Genomic DNA, 21718 nt, shown 5'->3' with positions numbered 1-21718 from the left:
AAGGGCAGGTTAATATCGACGAATTTAAGCATAATTTAGCAAGGGTTAAGTGGCATCGGCCTATTCTGGGCCTGGCCGAACCTGGCCATGACCCCAGACCCGGACCGACATCATGGCAAACTTCATCAGCCCAGAGCTCCGACGCCGGCTCAAGCGGACGGTTGTCGGCGCAGGGCTGGATGCGGCGTTGCTGCTGAAATCGCTTGGGGCAATGAAGGCGGCCGCCGGTGTCGGTGCGATCTTCACTCTTCACCATGTGCGACCGTACAGCCCCCTCCCCTTCGAGCCGAACCGGCACCTCGAAATCACGCCGCAGTTTCTCGACCGGGCCATCCGCGAACTGAAGGCGGAGGGGCGGGTCTTTGTGGCCCTCGACGAACTGCCGCAACGCATAGCCGCTGGCGGGGCCACCCGCTTTGCCGCATTCACGCTGGACGATGGCAACCGCAACAATGTCGAGCATGCATTGCCCGTGTTCGAGCGGCACGGCGTCCCGGTGACGATCTTCGTTGCCAAGGGGCTTTCCGAGCGAACCCACAGCATGTGGTGGGAGACGCTTTCCGTTCTCCTCAGGGAGCGCGAGACGCTGGCCTTCGATTTTGGCCGGGGCCTGGAACGGCTTGATGTCGGCGACCTCGAGCAAAAGCAACTCGCCTTCGAGCGGTTTGCAGCTTTCGTGCACGGGACGGACGAGATGGAGGCAGTATCGGCCATCGACTGGCTGGCAGAGGATGAAGGCATCCAGCCGCTGGAGATCGTGCGCGCGCTGATCATGGATTTTGGCGAGCTTCAGGCACTGGCGCGCCACCCCCTGGCGTCGCTCGGCGCCCATACCGTCAGCCATCGGGCGCTCGCAAGGCTCAGCCCCGCGGAAGTCGCCTTCGAGATCCGCGAATCGGCGGATTATGTGGCGGCCATCACCGGCCGACGCCCGACCACGGTTGCCTACCCCTACGGCACTGCCGGCGCGGTATCGGCGCGCGAGGCACAGATCGCGGCGAGCCTTGGGTTTACCGTCGGCGTGACGACGCGACCGGGGACCGTGCTTTCAACGGCAGCAGCGCCGATGACGCTGTTGCCGCGGATTTCCCTGAACGGATATTACCAGAAGCCCCGTTACGTCGAGGCCCTGGCTTCCGGCATTCCCATGCGGATTGTCGGAAAGGGATGACTGGTCAGGGATACATGCGTACCTTATCCCAGGCCGCATCCTCGGCCGTTCGGCGGAACTCAATGCGGTCGTGAAGCCGGAACTTGCCGTCCTTCCAGAACTCGATCGACTGCGGGCGGATGCGGAAGCCGGACCAGTTTTCGGGACGCGGGATTTCGCCGATGGCGTAGCGCGCCGTATATTCCGCGACAGCTTTTTCCAGCGCGAACCGGCTTTCCAGCGGCCGTGACTGTTTCGACGCCCAGGCGCCGATCCGGCTGCCGCGCGGCCGGGATTTGAAATACTCGTCGGCCTCTTCGTTGGTCACCACCTCGACGGGACCGCGCAACCGCACCTGGCGTCGCAGCGATTTCCAGTGAAAGCACATGGCCGCTTTTTTCGCCGAAAGCAGTTCTTGGCCTTTCTGACTTTCGAAATTTGTATAGAATACGAATCCTTGGTGATCGAAACCCTTCAGGAGGACCATGCGGACGTTCGGCAGACCATCTTCATCCACCGTTGCCAGCGCAACTGCATTCGGATCATTCAACTCAGAGGCGTGCGCCTCTTCCAACCAGCTCGAAAACAGCACAAAAGGCTCGTTTTGCAGGGTGAAGTCACTGCTTGTTAACTCGTTTTCCGACATATTGGTTAAGCGCTCCGGATTTTAATCAAAGTGTCCAGGTTTGTCTGGCCCAGCAACATACGGGTGAAAGTCATAACAAGATCGACAGTCTATACAAAGGGCCTGCTTTCAAAGCGCGGCATCATCGCTGCCATGGGCATCGCTCTTCTGTCGCTTTCCGGCTGCACCACCGGCGGGATGGATCTTTTCAGTTCCGCCAAGGTGGACAAGTCGGTGACCACAGGTGCCGTCTCGAAGACGCCACCCGCCTCCGATACCGTGTCCGACGAAGTCACCGTGCGCAACGCCGTGACATCGGCGGATCTCAGTAAGCTCAAGGGCCAGCCTCTGGCCTGGGCCAATGCCTCGACCGGCAGCGCCGGCGTGATCGATACGATTGTCGAAAACAATGCGACCGGCCAGGTCTGCCGGCAGTTCCGCACCACCCGTCACGCCTATGACGGGATCGCCAACTTCTACGGCAAGACGTGTCTTGTCGGCGACAACGAGTGGCAGGTCCTGGCTTTCCAGCCACAGGGCTAACCCGCCGGGCCGAGCCGCGCAACGCGCGGCCGAGCCCCTTGCGGATTATGGCTCCGGACCGCCCATTCCTCGATAAAACTAACCGCGCTTAAGCTGGGCGATCGACAGCAACGTGTCGGCGCTGACGCCGAAGGATCCGGAGGGCTGCAGGATGGAGAGCGCCGACGACGATCCGGTGTTGTTATTCTTCAGGTCGTATTCCACCGAGAAGCGCTGCAGCAGCTTGTTCAGCTTTTTTGTGTCGTGCAGGTCGTCGATATTAATGAACTTTTTCAGTAGCTTTGCCTGCGCGTCGACATCCATCGACGAAATGGCACTGGGCAGGCTGTAGGTGGTGGTGATCACTGAATACAGCGCGCTGTCGGCCATGATGTCGTAAACGGAATTGATGGCAGGCGCCTGGCGCTGGAAATAGAGCGCAAGCCGGATGCCGTCATTGGTTTCGCCCTCCTGCTTTTCCAGGGTCTGGTGAAGGTAGAGGTCGTTCGTCGAATCCAGGGCGCCCTTGTTCTGCGCCGAGCCGAGCTTGGTGTCCACGAGCTTGCCGTCGATGCCGAAGTTGAACGCGTCGACGATGGGCTTCAATTGCGCCCCCGCCGCAGTGTTGATGAAGCTGTTGGCCTTGGCGGGATCCGAGGTGAATGCCTTTTTCAGCGTGTCGGCGGTGATCTTCTTCGGATCGAGGCCGTTGGCCGTCAGCACGAAGTTCGTCAGCTTGCTGTCCTTCAGGAAGTCGGACAGGTTGGTGACATCGGCCATCTTGGTCGCGAAATAGGTGGCGTCGGTCTTGATCTGGGCGACCGCCTTGGTGAGAGCGGGGCCGGTCAGTCCGCGTTTGCTGTCCTTGGAATATTCCGAGATGTAGGCGTTGATCTGCGTGGTCGAGAGAGCCGTGACCGGCAGCTTCAGTTTGCCCTCGCTGTCGAAATTGAACGCTTTTGCCAGATTGACGAAACGGTCGTCCTTCAGGGTGTTGACGTAGCTTTTCGGATCATAGGGATCGCTCTCCATGATCTTCTTCATCTGGCCCTTGGAGATCTCAGTCTCGCCGATACCATAGGAGCGCAACGCCATCTGGTAGAGTTCGGGGAGATTGTCGTTTGCCTTGCTCTTGTCGGCGGTGGCGTTGCTCGCAAAGAACTGGTCGATGGTCTTCACGGCCGCGATGCGGGTCTTGTAGTTGGCCACGGCATCGACGGTGGTGGCCGCCTGTTCCGCCTTGTAGTTGGTGGTGTAGGATTTTGTCGCAGCCGCGAGCTGGGCGGCCGTCTGGGCCTGCGTGCCCGATGCCACGGTGCCATCGGACTGGAAGTTGAACTGCGCGACCACATCGGAAAAGCCGATCAGCTTGGCATAGGTCGGGTCTTCCATGGCCGTCTCGAAGTCATAGCGCAGCGTATTTTCATTCGCCTGCCCGTCGAGCCCCTCCAGATTGTAGGCGATCTTGACATAGTCGAAGAGCCGCTTGTTGTGGGTCAGTTCCTCGACAGACGTCACCGAACCGATGTTTGCCTTGTAGTATGCGGCATCGTCGGCTGCAGCGGCGCCGGTAACGAAGGTGGGCACCGTGTCGTTATAGGCGTCCATGACTGCCGAGCGCTGGCCGAGGGTCTGGGCCTGGCTTTTATACTGGGCAACATAGTTTGCGGATGTCGTGCTGATCTGGTCGGCGGTCTGGATCACAGCACCATCGGCCACCTTTCCATCCGCCTGGAAGTTGAATTGCGCCAGTGTCGAGGTCAGGCCGTATCGTTCCGCCGTGGCAGCGTCGGCCACCGATGCGGCGAACTGCACGTCCGTGACTTTCGAGGGGACGCCGAAGGCTGCCTTGGCATAGTCGAAAAGCCGACGGTCGGAGACGAAATCGGTCGCCGACTTCACCGCACCGATGTTGGCTTCGTAATAGGCCTTGTCCGCGTCGGCTGTCGTGGTGGAGATGGTGCCGTCGGCATTGAAATTGAACTGTGCCGTAATCGCCTTGCCAGCCGCGCTGCCGTTGACGTTAACGAAGCTGGCGGGATCGCTGAGGTCGCTGGTCAGCATCGACTTCAGGAAGCTGTTCGAGACGTTCGTCGGATCGATGCCGTAGCCCTTCAGCACGTAATCCCTGAGGCGGGTGTTTTTCAGTAAGTCGTCGACTGTTTTGACGGAGCCAATATTGGCATCGTAATAGTCCGTCTCGGTCTTCGCCGCTGCCTCTTCCGTGGCAAAGGACTGCTGGTAGAGGCCGATCGAAGCGTCGGTCGTCTTGGTGGCAGCTGCCCCGAACATCTTCGTCGAGGTCGCAGCCGTCTGCGCCGTCGGCGTGCCGGATGCACCGAAGTTGAAGGCGGCGGCAATCTGCTTGTATTTCGGATCGTTCAGGCGGTTGGCAAAGCTGGTGGCATCGCTGAGGTCGCTGGAGAAGACCTTCTTCATGAAGCCCTTGGCATAGGTGAAGTCTTCCAGGCCATAGGCTTTCATGGCGTAGCTGTAGAGCTGGTAGTCGCCCATGAGATCGTCGAGCGTCTTCACATTGCCGATGTGGGCATTGTAATAGTCGATATCGCGCTTGGTCGTCGTCTGCGAGGACACTCGCGACAACGTCGACGTCATATTACGGGTATCGAGCGTAAAGCTCTGATAGGTCGATGTCATGATCGCGTGGCCCCACAGCTTGCGTCAGATCGAATAGGATTTTCTATTGTAGCAGCGTAAGCTTACCCGAGACTTTACGGCGGCGTTTCTTTTATAACTGAGCTGTGGCGTTGCCTGGGGCCTGTGGCGGAAGAAGCCGGGCCGTCTCTATGGCGTCGGCGAGCGCATGGATATCGTCACTCGAGGAGCGATCCGCGACGAGCGGGGGCACGATGGCGCGAATGTTTTCAAACAGGGATTGCGCGCCGTGTCCAAGCACGATGCCTTCCCTGAGATCGACGGCACGGGCGGCGACGATCAGCTCTATGGCGGTCATATAGCGCCACTTCGCCACCAGTTGCCTCGTCTTGTCGATGACCGACATCGACATCGAGGCATAGTCTTCGACGCGGTCGGCCACCGGCGTCACCACGAACGGCATCGGCATGGCGAGATGGCCGATTTCCGCCGTCAGCGCGGCGATGGTCTTTTGCAGCGCGCCAAAGCCATTGGCGCCAGATTGCGCCGGGGCGAGAAAGCGCGGCAGGTCCGAGAAACCGGGCGACAGCAACTTCATCATCCGCTCCGCCGCCATCGCCGCCAGACGCGCAAGTGCGAGGCCCAGCGTATCGAAGGCGAGAACCATGTGGGTCGGATCGAAATTGCCGGTCGGCAGCACGATATCCTGATCGGCGATGACCGACGGATTATCGTCGCTGGAGCGAAGTTCGAGTTCGGTAACGGCGACGGCGGCCCGGAAGGCATGCAGCGCCGTGCCCGAGACGGCAGGTGCGCAGCGCAGGCTGAGGGGGTCCTGCAGCCGCCTCGCGCCCTTGCCGGCCACGAGATCGCCGCCCTCGAGCAGCGCCCGGATCGCAGCGGCCACCTCGCCTTGGCAGGGGCCCGGTCGCAGACGGTCGGAAAGGGGATGGAGCGGATCGATGCTGGCCCGGAACCCCTCGAACGACAGCGCCACTGCACCGACATGGGCATCGAAGACGTAGCCGATGTCTTCGAGCAGCAGGCAGGCGAGCCCGACAGATGCAGCATTCGAGGAAATCAGCGACAGGCCGTCCTTGATGCCGAAGACGGGCAGGTCCAAACCAGCCGACGCAAAGGCCTCGGCGCCCGACTGGAGCTTGCCCTCTCCGGAGAGGACGACACCCTCTCCCGTCATCGTCAAGGCGATATGGGCGAGCGGCGCGAGATCCGCCTCGCCGATGGAGCCGGTCATCGGCACGCGGGGATGGATTCCCCGGTTGAGCATTTCGGCGAGCGTCAGGGCGACAGGAGACGAGACGCCGGAATAGCCGAGGCAGAAGCGGGCAAGCCGGCTCGCCATCATCGCCCGGACTTCCGCGACCTCCGCGAACCGGCCGACGCCGACCGCCCTTGGGCGCGCTATGGCCGACTGGCCGGAGCCTTCCGCCGGATCGATGCGCGTATCGACGGCGGCGCCAAGGCCGGTGCTGACACCGTAAATGGCTTCGCCTTGCGCGGCGTGGCGCACGAGGCAGGCATAGGCGGCATCGATGCCGGAGATGGCGTCGCTGTCGACCGAGACCGTGGCCTCCCGACGGGCGATGGCGCAGACGGCCTCGACACTGCCGCCGCTGCGGTCGAGCAACACGCCTGCCGCGCCTTTGCCAACTTTCATGTCTTCTGGATCCTCAGGCAAAGCGCAGCCGCTGGCCGATGCCAAGCCGCTTTGCCTTGTCGACCATGGCAGCCCCCAGCGCAATGTCCGTGGTCGACAGGCCGCGATGCCAGAAGAGGATGGTTTCGTCGTCGCTCTCGCGGCCGGGCTTTGCGCCGCAGACGATCTCGCCGATTTCGGCATGCAGGTTTTCCGCCGTCACCTTGCCCTCGTCGACATGGCGGCGGAGTGCGCCATAGGGGCGGCCGGGACCGCACTGGCCCCAGTCGTCGACGACGACCTTGTCCATGATGTCGGTGAGATCAAACTCCAGCGCACTCATCGTACCATAGGGCACGACGAAAGCGCCCTTCTTGACCCAGGAGGTCTTGAACAGCGGCGTCGGTTCCGGCAGCCGGCTTGCCTCGATCATGATGTCGGCACCCCTCAGACAGTCTTCCCAGGTTTCAGTGACGACGATCTTCTTGCAGAGATCCTGCTCGAGACGCGCGGCAAAAGCATCGCGGCTTTCCGGGCGGCGGGAATGGATGCGGATTTCGTCGAAATCGAAGATGTGGTCCAGCAGACGGACGTTCCAGTAGGATGTCCCGCGGGCGCCGATGTGGCCGAGGATCTTGCTGTCCTTTCGGGCCAGGTGCCGCGCGCCGATGGCAGTCACCGCGCCAGTGCGCATGTCGGTGATGGCGGTGGCATCGAGGATGGCCTTGGGCACGCCGGTCTGCGGATCGAAGAGGTTGAGCACTGCCATCTCCGAGGGAAGGCCGACCTTGTAGTTGTCGACGAAATCTCCGACCACCTTGACGCCGGCATAGTCGAGCGCCTTCACGTAGCCGCGCAGCACATTGAAGTGCCCCTTGTCGGAGCTTTCCGGCACCAGATGGACGCGCGGTTCGATGACGGTTTCGCCTCGCCCCTGTGCATCCAGGGCTTTGGAGACGGCATCGAGGATATCGTCGTTGGTGAGCGCCAGAGCCTTGACGTCCACGGCGTTGAGATAGTCGATCCAGATTTCCTGCATAGGCCGTCCTGCTCGAGAATTGACCGGACCGGGGCGCTGGAGGCGCCGAATGCGTCAAATCGGCAAATCCAGCGCCGCATCCTTAACAGTCCGGTCTGATATTACCCCAATTTTTAGTGAATGAATAACCATTGCCGGAGATCGCAGGCCACCAGACGCCTACCGTAACACCTGATTAGCAACTGTCCCGCAGGATCACAATATATACGCCACGGATTCCGCTTCGGCGGGACCGACCGAGGCGTCAGTGAAGTGGGAACGGCATGTTCGACATGGCGTACCAGCAAAAAAGCGGCGATCGAACACATGCGTGATCCTTACAAAACTTTGGGCGTCAGACAGGACGCCGACGTGGACGAGATCAAGGCAGCCTGGCGGTCCATGGCCAAGGCCATCCATCCGGATCACAACCGCGACGACCCGACGGCGACGGCCCGGTTCGCCGAGGTCGGCCGTGCCTACGAGACCCTGAAGGATCCGAAGAAACGCAGCCGCTACGATCAGGTGATAAATATGTCGTCAGCAGCCAAGGGCAACGGTCCGACCATCATGCAGCAGCGCCAGGCGGCGCGCGAAGCCGAAGAACGCGCCAAGGTGGCGCGTGCCAAAGCCGAACGGCTGATGGAAGAGCTGGAGCGGGCCAACGCCCAGAAGGCCCAGAAAGCAGCGGCGGCCGCAGCCTCTGCCGCCCCCTCGCCCTCCGCCTCGCCTTCTGCGGCACCCGATGGAACCGCTGCCCCGGAAACAGCCGAGGACATGGTCGAACGCATTTTTGGCGCCCGCGCTGCAGCCCAGACGGAAAAGCCGGCAATGGCACAGAAGGCGGCGGATGCTCCCGAGTCGGAGGCTGCCGAGCCTGCAGCCCCCGAGGTCGAGCCGGCGGTTGCGACAAGCACCCTTGCCGCCATCATCGCCCTCCCGCCTTTCGGCATGCTGACATCGCTCGTCCGGCGCATCACCGGCGCTGCTCCCCCCATTCAGGAAAAAGCCCCCGAGATTGCCGCCGAAGCCCGCATCACGCTCGACGACATCATCAAGGCGCAGTGGATCACCGTACCGCTTGCCGACGGCAAGGAAGTGCGGTTCCAGGCGGTTGCCGGCATGAGCGACGGCCAGGTCGTCCACCTCAAGGGGCAAGGGCTGAAGCTGCAAGGCATGCTGCGTGGCGACGTGGCGGTTACCGTGCATCTCGAACCGCACGAGCGGTTCAGCGTCAAGGGCTTCGATCTGCACACCACCCTGCCCGTGACGATCGAAAATGCAGTACTCGGATGGGAAACCTCGATCGAGGGACCGCGTGGCAGGCTCGCCGTCAGCGTGCCCCTATGGTCCGGCTCAGACCATACGATCCGCATTCCGGGCGAAGGCCTTGCAAATGACGAAGGCGGCAAGGGAGATCTGGTGGTCGAATTGCGGCTTATGCTTTGGGAAAAACCCGATCACAAGATGACGGATTTGATGCGCAGCATGAAGGATGGATTGTTTCTGTAGCATTTCGGTAGCGCGAGCACCCTTTATTACGTTCCCTAACAGTTGATGATGCTAGCCTAGCTTGAACCCTCGAACCGCCTATGCCATAGGCAGGGTCGATTGAAGTTCAAGGGAGCAGACTATGGCTCAAGCAACAGGCCTGATGGCAGGCAAACGCGGCGTCATCTTTGGCGTGGCAAACAACCGCTCTATCGCATGGGGAATTGCCAAGGCAATCCATGCGCAGGGCGGCGAGGTTGCTTTAACCTATCAGGGCGATGCGCTGAAGAAGCGTGTCGAGCCGCTGGCAGCCGAAATCGGCGGTCATCTGGCTGGCCATTGCGATGTTTCCGACGAAGCCACCATTGACGCCGTGTTCGACAATGTCGAGAAGCTCTGGGGCAAGATCGATTTCGTGGTGCACGCTATCGGCTTTTCCGACAAGGACGAGCTGACCGGCCGCTACGTCGATACGTCTGCCGACAATTTTGCCAAGACCATGCAGATTTCGGTGTTTTCGTTCACCTCGATTGCCCGTCGCGCTGAAAAGCTGATGACCGATGGCGGCGCCATGCTGACCCTCACCTATTACGGTGCGGAGAAGGTCATGCCGAACTACAACGTCATGGGCGTTGCCAAGGCCGCACTCGAAGCCAGCGTCAAATACCTGGCCGTCGATCTCGGACCGAAGAACATCCGCGTCAATGCTATCTCGGCCGGCCCGATCAAGACGCTGGCCGCGTCTGGCATCGGCGACTTCCGCTATATCCTCAAGTGGAACGAGTATAACGCACCGCTGCGTCGCACCGTGACCATCGAGGAAGTCGGCGACGTCGGTCTCTACCTGCTTTCCGACCTGTCGCGTTCCGTCACCGGCGAAATCCATCACGCCGACAGCGGATATCATGTCGTCGGCATGAAGGCCGTCGATGCGCCGGATATTTCCGTCATCAAGGACTGATTTCAGACAGGAATGCATTTTTGACGCTTTACGTCATCCGCCACGGCCAGACGGACTGGAACGCCGAGCGCCGGCTTCAGGGCCAGCGCGACATCGATCTCAACGATATTGGCCGCGAGCAGGCCCGCGTCAACGGTTTGACGCTGGCTGCCCTGCTCGGTGATGAAGCGTTGAATTTCGACTATGTTGCAAGCCCGCTTGCCCGGACGAGGGCAACGATGGAAATCGCTCGTGCGGCAATGGGGCTCCCGCCCGAGGACTATCGCACGGACGAGCGGCTGGTCGAGGTGTCGTTCGGCGCCTGGGAAGGCTCCACCCTCAAGGAACTGAAAATCACCCAGCCCGAGCGACTTGTCGAGCGCAATAGCGGCAAGTGGGACTTCATCCCGCCGGGCGAAAATGCCGAGAGCTACGAGATCCTGTCATGGCGGGTCGGCTCGTGGCTGCAATCGGTCGACAAACCGACCGTCTGCGTCGCCCATGGCGGCGTCATCCGCTCGCTGTTCCGCCTCGTCGCCGAGATACCCAAGGAAGAAGCGGCCGAGGGCGAGATCCCCCAGGACAAGATCCTGAGGATAGAACTGCAGGACAGGACTATCGGCTGGATCGACTGATCCTGCCGCCTGCCGCTTAGACGATATCCAGATCGTTGATAACGCGCCTGCCGTCGACTTCAGTATAGAAGACGATGACCTTGAGCCCGACCTCTAGCCCGTTGAAGTCGAAACTGGGCGGGGCCTGGTAGGTCTTGCCGTCGTCCAGCGTCAGGCTGCGATTCTTCAGATCGACCTTCCGGATGATCCCCTCGACGTCGGCGCTTTCGGCAAAGCCTGCAACCGGCGCAAGAAAGCTGGCTGTGGCCAATAATGTGGCAACAAAGAATCGCATTTTACCAACCTCTTCCAAATTCGGTCGTTCTGATGTTGACCAATAGCCTTCCGAATATGGCTGAAGTTGCTCGTAACAAAGGCTTTTACCGCCTTAATGATGAATCATCTTTAAGCGTTTCATTAAGTTCGGATTAACCAGGGACAGGCTTTGTCGACAAAGGTCAAACGACGGCGGGTAAGCCCATTTCGTAATCGGTCCCGGCCATGGCACTTCAAACTATGATTGCAGCGCCCGGCTTGCCGCGATGATGGCATCGCCGCGGAGCGTGGCGCGCCCGTCCGCAAGTGTTCGCAATTGTGTTTCTCCAACAGTTCTCCGGCAAAGAAAGCCTTTTGCCTCGGCCTGATTTTGTCCTAAGAGTGTGCCGCAATTCGAAGATCAAGCCGCGCCCGTCGCACCGACAGGCAGGCCCAAAGGCAAGCCGGTCGTTCCCCATGTCGCATAATACGTTTGGTCATCTGTTCCGCGTTACCACCTGGGGTGAAAGCCACGGCCCCTCGCTCGGCTGCGTGGTTGACGGCTGCCCTCCTGGGCTGCGGTTCACGCTGGCCGAACTGCAGGTCTGGATGGACAAGCGCAAGCCCGGCCAGTCGCGGTTCGTGACCCAGCGGCGCGAGGACGACATCGTCAAGGTGCTCTCCGGCGTGATGCTGGACGATGACGGTGTCACCATGACGACGACCGGCACGCCGATCTCGATGCTGATCGAGAACACCGACCAGCGCTCCAAGGATTATGGCGAGATCGCCAACCAGTATCGGCCCGGCCATGCCGACTATACCTACGACCTGAAATACGGCATCCGCGACTATCGCGGCGGCGGTCGCTCTTCTGCCCGCGAGACGGCAGCCAGGGTTGCAGCCGGCGGCATTGCCCGGCTTGTGGTGCCCGGCGTCACCGTTCGCGCAGCCTTGGTGCAGATCGGCAAGCACAAGATCAACCGGGACAACTGGGACTGGGCACAGGTCGACCAAAATCCGTTCTTTGCGCCCGACCCCAAGATCGTGCCCGTCTGGGAAGATTATCTCGACAGCATCCGTAAGGCCGGCTCTTCTATCGGCGCCGTCGTCGAGGTCATCGCCGAAGGCGTTCCGGCCGGCCTCGGCGCACCGATCTACGGCAAGCTCGACCAGGATGTCGCCTCGCTGCTGATGTCGATCAACGCCGTCAAGGGCGTCGAGATCGGCAATGGCTTTGCCGCGGCTGAACTGAGCGGCGAGGAGAACGCCGACGAGATGCGCATGGGCAACGACGGTAAGCGGATCTTCCTGTCCAACCACGCCGGCGGCGTACTTGGCGGCATTTCGACAGGCGAGCCGCTGATTGCCCGCTTCGCCATCAAGCCGACCTCGTCGATCCTCACCGAACGCCAGACAATCGACAAGGACGGACGCAATGTCGACCTGCGCACCAAGGGCCGCCATGACCCTTGCGTCGGTATCCGCGCAGTGCCGATCGGCGAGGCGATGGTTGCCTGTGCAATCGCCGATCATTATCTGAGAGACCGAGGCCAGACCGGCCGGCTGACATAAGGACGTTTCCATGCCCTACGACCAGAAGCGCGTCGTCGATGCCATCAGAGCTTTCGAAGCCGGCGAGATCGTCGTCGTCATGGATGACGACGACCGCGAGAACGAAGGCGACCTGATCGTGGCGGCTGTCCACTGCACGCCGGAAAAGATGGCCTTCATCGTCCGTCACACCTCCGGTATCGTCTGCACGCCGATGCCGCGCGAGGAAGCCAAGCGGCTGAACCTCAATGCCATGGTGGCGGAAAACGACTCGGCCCACACTACCGCCTTCACCGTGTCCGTCGATTTCAAACACGGCACGACGACGGGGATCTCCGCCGATGACCGCAACCTAACGGTGCGCAACCTCGCAAACCCCAATGTTGGCCCCGGAGATTTCGTCCGCCCCGGCCACATCTTCCCGCTGATCGCCCGCGAAGGCGGCGTGCTGATGCGCTCCGGCCATACGGAAGCTGCCGTCGATCTCTGCCGGCTGGCGAACTTGCCCCCAATCGGCGTCATCAGCGAACTCGTCAACGACGACGGCACCGTGATGCGTGGCCCGCAAGTCTCGGCCTTTGCCGAAACCCACGGCTTCAAGTCGATCTCGGTCGCCGACCTCATCGCTTATCGCCAGCGCAAGGAAACGCTTATCGAACTCGGCTCGAGCTTCGATATCGAGACCGCCTTCGGCAAGGCCCGCGCCCATACCTATTCGCTGCCATGGGATACCATGCAGCATCTCGCCGTCGTCTTCGGCGATATCCGGGACGGCGTCGATGTGCCCGTGCGCCTGCACCCGGAAAACGTCGCCAGCGACGTCTTCGGCAAGGGCCGCCCGGTCGAGCACTATATGAAGAAGATCGCTGACGAGGGCCGCGGCATCATCGTCTACCTGCGCGAAGGCTCCGTCGGCGTCGGTCACCACGACAATGGCCGCAAGGCACGTCAAGATCGCGAGGCCCATGCCGAAGCCCAGACCCGCGACAGCGAATGGCTGGAAATCGGACTGGGCGCGCAGATCCTGAAAGATCTTGGCGTCACCTCGATCAAGCTGCTGACGACGCGCTCGCGCCACTATGTCGGGCTCGAAGGTTTCGGCATCAAGATCGCCCAAACCGAGATCTGCTGAGGCCACTCGACAACAGTGCGGCGCGCTTCTGCGCGCCCTGGCTTATGAGCGAGACAGGGACGGATAGCGTCACCCGCGCCAGCCGTCGAGCAGCACCACGCGCTCGACGCCGGTAAACCGGGCGATGCGCTCGAGTTCTGCGCTAAGCTTTTCGAGCCTGCCGCTGGAGGCGCGCACGCCTTGCTCGAGCCATAGGCGCCTGACCTCGAGGGTACCGGCCTTGCGGTCGGCCTTCATGTCGATGCGGCCGATCAGCCGGTCGCCTTCGAGCAGCGGAAAGACGTAGTAGCCATATTCCCGCTTGGCCTCCGGTACGAAGATCTCGATACGATAGAAGAAACCGAACAGCCGCTGCGTGCGATCACGGTCGCGAAGCGCCGGATCGAAGGGGCTGAGCACGCGCAGGCGGGCCGGGGGATCCGGATGGTGATCGATGGTCTCCTCGAAACCGGCAAACGCAAAGGATGGACGCGGCTTGCCGCCGAGCGCCGGTTCGATCAGCACCTCGCAGAGTTCCTGGCCGTGGGCATCGACCCATGTCTTGACCTCCTGGGGCGTCAGCAGGTTCCAGAAGGCGGCAATCTCGCCTGACGTGGCAAAGCCGAGGCGCTGCAGCGCGCTGCGACAGGCCCAGTCGACGAAGGCCTCGTGGTCGACCTCTCCAGCCAGGAATTCGGCGGGGATGACGCGCTCGACGAGATCGTAGATCTTCTGGAAATTGCGGCGGCCAGCGATTGCGAACTTCCCGGTGCGCCAGTGATATTCCAGCGCCGTCTTGTTCGGATGCCAGTTCCACCAGCCGCCCGAGACATGGCCGTCCGCCTTGATCTCGCGCGCCATGATCGCGCCGCCATTGGCGACACGCTCATAGGTCTCCTCGAACGCGGCCTCGAACCCCTCGCCCCGCCACTTGCGCCAACGCTCGATGATCGCGGCGTCCTCGCGGCGAAACTTGTGCTTCCAGTAGACAAAGAAATCGCTCGGCAGGATCGAGGCGTCGTGCGTCCAGTGCTCGAACAGTGCACCGTCCTTTTCCAAAAGCTCCGTCAGGTGCTCGCGGCGATAGGTCTGGTTGCGGGAAAACAGGATCTGGTGATGTGCCCGCTCGACCGTGCCGATGCTGTCGACCTGGACGAAGCCGATGTCCTTGATCAGTTGCAGCAGCCCGGCTTTGTCGAGCGCGCGGTTGGGTGGCGTCGCCAGCCCCTGACGGGCCAGGAAGACGCGGCGGGCGTCGCTGTTTGAAATCAGAATCGTCATGCGGAGAGGATGGCCCTTTATCGACGCCATATCAAACGTCCGCCTTCTATATTTGCCACCCCGCATTTACCGGCTATAGGACAGCGTCTCCGTTTCACGAGGGCCTACATTGGATATTCGCTTCGAGCAGGCGGGACTGCGGTTCGGCCAGCAGGTCGCGCTTCAGCCTTTCAGCGTGACGCTGATCGAGCGGCGCGTCGGCATTATCGGCCTCAATGGCTCCGGCAAGAGCAGTTTCGCCCGGATGATAAACGGGCTCGCCAAGCCGACGACGGGCCGCGTGGTGGTCGATGGGCTCGATACCGTCGCCGATGCCAAGGCGGTGCTTGGCAAGGTGGGCTTCATCTTCCAGTCGCCGCAGAACCAGATCATCCTGCCAGTCGTGCGTGACGATATCGCGCTAGGCCTCAAAAATCGCGGGCTCGGCAAGCCGGAGATTGCGGCTGCCGTCGATGCCGTACTCGACCGCCTCGACGCCCGGCACCTGGCCGACCGGCGCGCCCACGAGCTTTCCGGCGGCGAACTGCAGCTGGCGGCGCTTTGCTCGGTGCTGGTCACCGGCCCCGACATCCTGATCCTCGACGAGCCGACCAACCAGCTCGATCTTCGCAACCGGGGACGGGTCGAGAGAATGATCGGCGAACTGCCTGAAAACGTCATCGTCATCAGCCACGACCTCGAATTGATCGAGAATTTCGAGCGCGTGCTGCTGTTCGACAAGGGACGGCTCGTCGCCGAAGGATCACCCGGCGACAGCATTGCGCTCTACCGGGAGATCGCCCGCTGATGCAATCGCTTTATGTCGATGCCGATAGCTGGATGCATCGCCTCTCCGCAAGGCTGAAGCTCATTGTCATGGCGCTGCTCGGTATCGCATTGTTTGCGACCGGTAACCCCGGCGTGCTGGGCGTGGCGCTGCTGGCAGGGGCGTTTCTCTATTTTACCTGCGGATTGGGCTGGAAGGAGGCGCTGCAGCGCTTGCGGCCGGTGCTGCTGACCATTGCCTTCGTCAGCCTGTTCAGCCTGCTATTCAATCCGTGGGATCAGGCCCTGGTCACCGTCCTCAGGTTGGTAACGCTGACGCTGTTTGCCGCCACGGTGACGGCGACTACCACCATTGCCGACTTCATGGACGAAATAACCTGGGCGGCGATGCCACTTGAACGGACAGGACTGGTGAAGGCTGCCGATATCGGTCTTGCGGTCGGCCTCGTGGTCCGCTTCGTGCCTGAGATCGTCGGCCGCTATGCGGCGATCCGGGAGGCGCATCAGGCGCGCGGGCTTACGATCCGGGTGCGGACGACGCTGGTGCCGCTGATCATTCTGACGCTGCGGGCTGCAGACGCCATCGCCGCAGCGATTGACGCGCGCGGCATTCGGCGGCATTGAAAAAGTAACAGTTGATTTTGGAGCCCCCCATGAGTACCCGCGACCTCGTCCTCTCCGCCCTTTTCGCAGCGATCATCGTGGCGCTCGGACTTTTGCCGCCGATCTCGCTCGGCGTCATTCCGGTACCGATCACCGCGCAGTCGTTGGGCGTCATGATGGCCGGCGTCGTGCTCGGGGCCAAACGCGGGGCAATCGCCGCGCTGATCGTCGTGCTGCTGGTCGCCATCGGCCTGCCGGTGCTGTCCGGCGGGCGTGGAGGCCTGGCGGTCTTCGTGGCACCGACGGCGGGCTTCCTCGTCGGATGGATTTTTGCGGCGTTCGTGACCGGCATGCTCTCCGAGCGGCTGGTTAAGGCTGAGCAGTCGGGCATCGCACAGGGCATCGGCTTCTTCATCGCCTCCGTCGCCGGCGGCGTGGTCGTGCTCTATGCCTTCGGCATCGCCTATCTCGCCATCGCCGCCAATATCGGCTTCAGCAAGGCCTTCTTCGGGTCGCTGGCCTTCGTGCCCGGCGATATCGTCAAGGCGGTCGTCGCAGCGCTGGTCGGCCGCGCGGTCATGGCCGGCTACCCGCTGCTGCCGCAGCGGAACTGATCAGTCGAGATATTTGTAGAGCCAGTCGCGGGTGTCTTCCGGCAGCGGCGACGGCTCGTGCTCCTCGCCACGCACGGCCAGCCAGAGGATCTCCACTTCGGCTGCCAGTTCGTTGCCCGCCTCGACCATCACCATGAAGCCGACCGACTTGCCGCCGATCTTGTTGACGGTCACAGAGAAGCGGGCAAACTCGTCGTATCTGAGCCCCCGGTGCAGGGAGCAGGAGGCGCGGGTCGGGATGTATATCGGCTCGTCGCTGACTTCGGGCCGTTCACGCCAGAAGTTCGACAGCGCGGTTTCCGCCTCCGAAATGTAGGAGGCGATGAACATCTGGCCGAACCTGTCGACATCGCGCGGTGGAACGCGCATTTCGGTGATGTCTGCTCGCTGGGCTCTACTCATTACACAACCTTGACGGACACGCTGTCCTTAATGAAAGCTTAAGCACCGGCTCGGCCGAAAGTAAACGGGCCTTGCCTCCTCTTGGTTAAGCGCATTTGTTGACATTGTGGTGATCGCTCCCATCTGCCGTGCTAGGTGAGATGTTTCATAGTTAGGCTGACCGCATGAGCACGCGTCTTTACGAACATCCGATTTTCCTGGAGCATATCACGCCCGATGGCCATCCGGAGAGATCCGACAGGCTGCGGTCGATCAATATCGCCCTGGAGCATCCCAATTTCGCCCGGCTGGAACGGCGCGATGCGCCGCAGGCCAACGAGGACGCCATCCTGCTCGCCCACCCGGAAGAGCACCTGGAATTTGTGATGCGCTCGATCCCAGACGCCGAGGACGGCGAAGGGCAGATCAACCAGCTTGAAGCGGACACCTACGCCAGCCCGAAAAGCCTGCAGGCGGCGCTGACCGGTGTCGGCGGGGCGATGGCTGCGGTGGACGACGTGTTTACCGGGGCTGCGGACAATGTCTTCGTCGCCTCGCGGCCGCCCGGCCACCACGCCGAGAAGAACAAGGCGATGGGCTTCTGCTTCTTCAACAATGCCGCCATTGCCGCCCGCCATGCGCAGCGGACCTACGGCGCCGAACGCGTTGCCATCGTCGACTGGGACGTGCACCACGGCAACGGCACGCAGGACATCTTCTGGGACGATCCGTCCGTGCTGTTCTGCTCGACGCACCAGATGCCGCTCTATCCGGGATCCGGTGCCAAGACCGAAACCGGCGGCAAAGGCACCATCGTCAATGCGCCGCTGTCGCCCAACAGCGGCAGCGACCATTTCCGCGAGGCGTTCAAGTCGCGCGTGCTGCCAGCGCTCGACGACTTCCGGCCGGACCTGATCATCATCTCGGCCGGCTTCGATGCCCACCACCGCGATCCATTGGCGCAGATCAACCTGACCGGCGAGGATTTCGACTGGGCGACCGGGCGCGTTCTCGAAATGGCCGACAAGAGCGCCAAGAACCGGGTCGTCAGCCTGCTCGAAGGCGGATATGATCTGGAGGGGCTGGCCGAATCGGCGGGCCTGCATATTCTGCGTATGATGAAGGGTTGACGATGACTGACAGTGCCAAGCCGGATGTGTCCGACTACTCGTTCGAAAAGGCTGTTGCCGAACTCGAAAGCATTGTCGCGCGGCTGGAACGCGGCGACGTGGCGCTGAACGAATCCATCGAGATCTACGAGCGCGGCGAAGCCCTGAAGAAGCATTGCGAAGCGCTGCTCTCCGCCGCCGAAAACCGCATCGAAAAGATCCGCCTGGACCGAGCCGGCAAGCCTGTCGGCGTGGAGCCGCTGGACAGCCAGTAAGGCCTCCGACGGCATGCGAACCGGCATCCACCGATCCAGTGCTGCAATTTGCAGATCTGTCGGCGGGGCGGACCGTTGCCTTATACGACAGGCGCGCTGCGTGCGGCAAAGTTCTGCTGGGCGCGCAACGGATGAGCGGGTAATCTGCCGTCACCGACAGGAGATTCCGATGTCCTTTTTCCCCGGCAAAGACCCTCTTCCCGGCGATGCCCGTGCCTCCGATGCCATTGAGCAGCTGATCATTCCGCGGACCGCCGATATCGGCGGTTTTTCCGTGCGGCGGGCTCTGCCGACGAGCCGGCGCCGGCTGGTCGGGCCGTTCATCTTCTTCGACCGGATGGGACCGGCGGTGCTGCGGGGAGATCAGGCGATGGATGTCCGGCCGCATCCCCATATCGGGCTGTCCACGGTCACCTACCTGTTCGACGGCGAGATCCGCCATCTCGACAGCCTTGGCACCGAGAAGATCGTCCGGCCGGGCGATCTCAACCTGATGACAGCAGGCCGTGGCATCGTTCACTCCGAGCGGACGCCCGACAACCTGCGCGGCCATCCGCTGTCGATCTCGGGCGTGCAGACCTGGCTTGCCTTGCCTGAGGACAAGGAGGAGATCGACCCATCCTTTTCGCACACCGACAAAAGCGCCATGCCTGTCATCGACGGCGACGGCGCCTCCGGGCGGGTGATCATCGGCAACTTCGACGGCCTGGCATCGCGGGTGAAGGTGTTTTCCGACACGCTTTATGTCGACCTGGCACTCGAGCCCGGCCGTTCGTTTCCCTTTGGCGCCGACCACGAGGAACGCGCCGTCTATGTTCTGTCGGGCGCGCTGATGGTGGCTGGCGACCGTTTCGAGGCGGATCAGCTGCTGGTCTTTCGCCCAGGCGACGCGATCACGCTGACGGCTGCCGAAAAAGGCTGCCACCTGATGCTTTTCGGGGGTGCGGCACTCAGTTCGAAACGCTATATCTGGTGGAATTTCGTATCGTCCTCGAAGGAGCGCATCGAACAGGCGAAGGAAGAGTGGCGCACCGGCCGCTTCGATATCGTCCCTGGCGACGAGGAAGAATTCATTCCGCTGCCGGAAGGCTAACTCGCCCCGCAGGCCGAAGGGGACCAACTTGCCGCAGCCCCTTGAAACGGCTTCTTTCGCAACGATCTATTTTCGGGTATGGCGGGCCGCCCGTCCAAGAACATAAGAAGAGGCTCCAGCCTGTGACATCATCGCCCAAGACGCCGCTGCTGGATCAGGTCGACTTTCCCGCCGACCTTCGCAAGCTGGAAGACCGAGACATGCCGCAGCTTGCGCGTGAAGTGCGCGACGAGATGATCGATGCCGTGTCGCGCACCGGCGGCCATCTCGGTGCTGGCCTCGGGGTTGTCGAGCTGACGATTGCCATCCACAAGGTATTCGATACGCCGAACGACCGGCTGATCTTCGACGTCGGCCACCAGTGCTATCCCCACAAGATCCTCACCGGGCGCCGCGACCGCATCCGTACACTGCGCCAGGAAGGCGGGTTGTCCGGCTTTACCCGCCGGGCGGAGAGCGAATACGATCCCTTCGGCGCGGCCCATTCCTCAACGTCGATCTCGGCCGGTCTCGGCATGGCGGTGGCAGCCGAACTGGACAACACCGCCCGCAAGGTGATCGCCATCATCGGCGATGGCGCAATGTCTGCCGGCATGGCCTATGAGGCGCTGAACAATGCCGGCGCGCTGGACGCACGGCTGATCGTCATCCTCAACGACAACGACATGTCGATCGCGCCACCGACGGGCGCCATGAGTGCCTATCTGGCGCGGTTGGCATCTGGCCGGACGTATATGGGCATGCGGGAAATCGGCAAGAAGCTGACTGCGTATCTCGGCAAGAACGTCGACCGCGCTATCACCCGCGCCGTCGAGCATGCGCGCGGATATGTAACGGGCGGCACGATGTTCGAGGAGATGGGTTTCTATCACATCGGCCCTATCGACGGGCATTCGTTCGAGCACTTGCTGCCGGTGCTGCGCAATGTCCGCGATAATGCTCAAGGGCCGGTGTTGATCCACGTCGTGACACAGAAGGGCAAGGGCTATGCGCCGGCCGAAGCTGCCGCCGACAAGTATCACGGCGTCAACAAGTTCGACGTGATCACCGGGACGCAGGCCAAGGTGAAGCCGAACGCACCGAGCTATACCAGCGTCTTTGCCGACGCCCTCGTCCAGGAGGCAAAGCTCGACGACAAGATCGTCGGCATCACCGCCGCCATGCCGAACGGCACCGGCCTCGACAAGCTGGCGGAGATCTTTCCGAAGCGCTGTTTCGACGTCGGCATCGCCGAGCAGCATGCCGTGACCTTTGCCGCGGGTCTTGCCACCGAAGGCTTCAAACCGTTTGCGGCGTTGTATTCGACCTTCTTGCAGCGGGCCTACGACCAGGTGGTGCACGATGTGGCAATCCAGGGGCTTCCGGTGCGCTTCCCCATCGACCGGGCCGGCTTCGTCGGCGCCGACGGGCCGACCCATGCCGGTTCGTTCGACACCACTTTCCTTGCCACTCTGCCCGGCTTCGTGGTCATGGCCGCGTCCGACGAGGCGGAGTTGAAGCATATGGTACGCACTGCTGCCGCTTATGACGACGGTCCGATTTCTTTCCGCTACCCGCGCGGCGAAGGTGTCGGCATCGAAATGCCGGAGCGTGGTGAGATCCTCCAGATCGGCAAGGGCCGCATCGTCAAGCAGGGCTCGAAGGTGGCGCTGCTGTCGTTTGGGACGCGGCTGGCCGACAGCCTGCTGGCCGCCGAGGATCTCGATGCTGCCGGCCTGTCGACGACGGTCGCCGATGCGCGCTTTGCAAAACCGCTGGACCACGACCTGATCCGCCAGCTGGCCCACCATCACGAGGTGCTGATCCTCATCGAGGAAGGTTCCGTCGGCGGCTTTGCAGGCCATGTGCTGCAGTTCCTCGCTACAGACGGCCTGCTCGATATCGGCCTGAAGATCCGCTCGCTCGTCATGCCAGACATCTGGATGGAGCAGGCCAAGCCCGAGGCGATGCTCGCCTATGCCGGTCTCGACCGCGCCAACATCGTCCAGACTGTCTTCAAGGCGCTCGGACGCCCGAATATTGCCGGCATCGCCGGCTGATATGG

Annotated in this window: 21 protein-coding genes; 14 read left to right on the top strand and 7 right to left on the bottom strand. The window is 62.0% G+C overall.

Annotated features, from left to right (window positions below; translation table 11 throughout):
* Positions 1 to 124 precede the first annotated feature (124 nt).
* Positions 125 to 1171, top strand: a complete 1047-nt coding sequence (locus tag J5274_RS08395) for a polysaccharide deacetylase family protein (RefSeq protein ID WP_142824469.1) — start codon at positions 125 to 127, stop codon at positions 1169 to 1171.
* Positions 1172 to 1175: 4 nt separating this feature from the next.
* On the opposite strand, the gene pdxH is transcribed toward J5274_RS08395, so the two are convergent.
* Complete coding sequence (pdxH, locus tag J5274_RS08390; RefSeq protein WP_142824197.1) at positions 1176 to 1796, bottom strand: pyridoxamine 5'-phosphate oxidase; 621 nt, start codon at positions 1794 to 1796, stop codon at positions 1176 to 1178.
* 63 nt (positions 1797 to 1859) lie between these two features.
* Here pdxH and J5274_RS08385 point away from each other — a divergent pair, with 63 nt between their 5' ends.
* Complete coding sequence (locus J5274_RS08385) at positions 1860 to 2318, top strand: RT0821/Lpp0805 family surface protein (RefSeq protein WP_142824196.1); 459 nt, start codon at positions 1860 to 1862, stop codon at positions 2316 to 2318.
* Between the two features lie 78 nt (positions 2319 to 2396).
* Here J5274_RS08385 and J5274_RS08380 read toward each other — a convergent pair whose 3' ends face one another.
* The 3 genes from J5274_RS08380 to J5274_RS08370 form a co-directional block, all read right to left on the bottom strand.
* Positions 2397 to 4955, bottom strand: coding sequence for a DUF1217 domain-containing protein (locus J5274_RS08380; protein ID WP_142824195.1), 2559 nt, complete (start codon positions 4953 to 4955; stop codon positions 2397 to 2399).
* Positions 4956 to 5046: 91 nt separating this feature from the next.
* A complete protein-coding gene (hutH, locus tag J5274_RS08375) occupies positions 5047 to 6591 on the bottom strand; it encodes a histidine ammonia-lyase (RefSeq protein ID WP_219274919.1) in 1545 nt (514 codons plus the stop codon).
* Positions 6592 to 6604: 13 nt separating this feature from the next.
* Positions 6605 to 7609 (bottom strand): ornithine cyclodeaminase family protein, encoded by a 1005-nt coding sequence (locus tag J5274_RS08370; RefSeq protein WP_142824193.1) that lies wholly within the window; start codon positions 7607 to 7609, stop codon positions 6605 to 6607.
* Between the two features lie 306 nt (positions 7610 to 7915).
* Between J5274_RS08370 and J5274_RS08365 the strand changes: the two genes are divergently transcribed.
* The 3 genes from J5274_RS08365 to J5274_RS08355 all read left to right on the top strand — a co-directional run bounded on the left by J5274_RS08365 (position 7916) and on the right by J5274_RS08355 (position 10654).
* Positions 7916 to 9100, top strand: coding sequence for a DnaJ C-terminal domain-containing protein (locus J5274_RS08365; RefSeq protein ID WP_219274918.1), 1185 nt, complete (start codon positions 7916 to 7918; stop codon positions 9098 to 9100).
* Positions 9101 to 9221: 121 nt separating this feature from the next.
* A complete protein-coding gene (gene fabI / locus J5274_RS08360; RefSeq protein ID WP_142824191.1) occupies positions 9222 to 10040 on the top strand; it encodes an enoyl-ACP reductase FabI in 819 nt (272 codons plus the stop codon).
* Between the two features lie 20 nt (positions 10041 to 10060).
* A complete protein-coding gene (locus J5274_RS08355) occupies positions 10061 to 10654 on the top strand; it encodes a histidine phosphatase family protein (RefSeq protein ID WP_142824190.1) in 594 nt (197 codons plus the stop codon).
* 16 nt (positions 10655 to 10670) lie between these two features.
* On the opposite strand, the gene J5274_RS08350 is transcribed toward J5274_RS08355, so the two are convergent.
* A complete protein-coding gene (locus tag J5274_RS08350) occupies positions 10671 to 10928 on the bottom strand; it encodes a DUF1344 domain-containing protein (protein WP_142824189.1) in 258 nt (85 codons plus the stop codon).
* Positions 10929 to 11365: 437 nt separating this feature from the next.
* On the opposite strand from J5274_RS08350, the gene aroC reads away from it, so the two are divergent.
* Both aroC and ribB read left to right on the top strand, forming a co-directional pair.
* Positions 11366 to 12463 carry a chorismate synthase gene (gene aroC, locus J5274_RS08345; RefSeq protein WP_142824188.1) on the top strand — a complete coding sequence of 366 codons (1098 nt, stop codon included), beginning with the start codon at positions 11366 to 11368 and terminating at the stop codon, positions 12461 to 12463.
* A gap of 10 nt (positions 12464 to 12473) precedes the next feature.
* Entirely contained in the window at positions 12474 to 13574 is a 1101-nt protein-coding gene (ribB, locus tag J5274_RS08340) for a 3,4-dihydroxy-2-butanone-4-phosphate synthase (protein WP_142824187.1), read from the top strand.
* Between the two features lie 69 nt (positions 13575 to 13643).
* On the opposite strand, the gene J5274_RS08335 is transcribed toward ribB, so the two are convergent.
* The gene (locus J5274_RS08335; RefSeq protein ID WP_142824186.1) at positions 13644 to 14834 is read right to left on the bottom strand and encodes a winged helix-turn-helix domain-containing protein; all 1191 of its coding nucleotides are present in this window, start codon (positions 14832 to 14834) and stop codon (positions 13644 to 13646) included.
* A 109-nt stretch (positions 14835 to 14943) separates the two neighbouring features.
* Between J5274_RS08335 and J5274_RS08330 the strand changes: the two genes are divergently transcribed.
* From J5274_RS08330 to J5274_RS08320, 3 genes are read left to right on the top strand one after another with little or no spacing between them, the layout of a single operon-like run.
* Positions 14944 to 15621, top strand: a complete 678-nt coding sequence (locus J5274_RS08330) for an energy-coupling factor ABC transporter ATP-binding protein (protein ID WP_142824185.1) — start codon at positions 14944 to 14946, stop codon at positions 15619 to 15621.
* A complete protein-coding gene (locus J5274_RS08325; protein ID WP_219274917.1) occupies positions 15621 to 16223 on the top strand; it encodes an energy-coupling factor transporter transmembrane protein EcfT in 603 nt (200 codons plus the stop codon). The genes J5274_RS08330 and J5274_RS08325 overlap by 1 nt, the downstream gene beginning before the upstream one ends.
* A gap of 29 nt (positions 16224 to 16252) precedes the next feature.
* Positions 16253 to 16816 (top strand): biotin transporter BioY, encoded by a 564-nt coding sequence (locus J5274_RS08320; RefSeq protein WP_142824183.1) that lies wholly within the window; start codon positions 16253 to 16255, stop codon positions 16814 to 16816.
* Here J5274_RS08320 and J5274_RS08315 read toward each other — a convergent pair whose 3' ends face one another.
* On the bottom strand, positions 16817 to 17218 hold the full coding sequence (locus J5274_RS08315) for a thioesterase family protein (protein WP_142824182.1): 402 nt from the start codon (positions 17216 to 17218) through the stop codon (positions 16817 to 16819).
* 164 nt (positions 17219 to 17382) lie between these two features.
* Here J5274_RS08315 and J5274_RS08310 point away from each other — a divergent pair, with 164 nt between their 5' ends.
* From J5274_RS08310 to dxs, 4 genes are all read left to right on the top strand, one after another.
* Positions 17383 to 18327 (top strand): histone deacetylase family protein, encoded by a 945-nt coding sequence (locus tag J5274_RS08310; protein ID WP_142824181.1) that lies wholly within the window; start codon positions 17383 to 17385, stop codon positions 18325 to 18327.
* 2 nt (positions 18328 to 18329) lie between these two features.
* Entirely contained in the window at positions 18330 to 18581 is a 252-nt protein-coding gene (locus J5274_RS08305) for an exodeoxyribonuclease VII small subunit (RefSeq protein ID WP_111217733.1), read from the top strand.
* Between the two features lie 169 nt (positions 18582 to 18750).
* Entirely contained in the window at positions 18751 to 19674 is a 924-nt protein-coding gene (locus J5274_RS08300) for a pirin family protein (protein WP_142824180.1), read from the top strand.
* 122 nt (positions 19675 to 19796) lie between these two features.
* Complete coding sequence (gene dxs, locus J5274_RS08295) at positions 19797 to 21713, top strand: 1-deoxy-D-xylulose-5-phosphate synthase (RefSeq protein ID WP_142824179.1); 1917 nt, start codon at positions 19797 to 19799, stop codon at positions 21711 to 21713.
* Positions 21714 to 21718 lie beyond the last annotated feature (5 nt).

It is taken from the genome of Rhizobium sp. L51/94, assembly GCF_019355555.1.
Classification (GTDB): domain Bacteria; phylum Pseudomonadota; class Alphaproteobacteria; order Rhizobiales; family Rhizobiaceae; genus Rhizobium; species Rhizobium rhododendri.
Note: the sequence above shows the minus strand (reverse complement) of the source record. Positions and strands in the feature narration are given on the sequence as shown.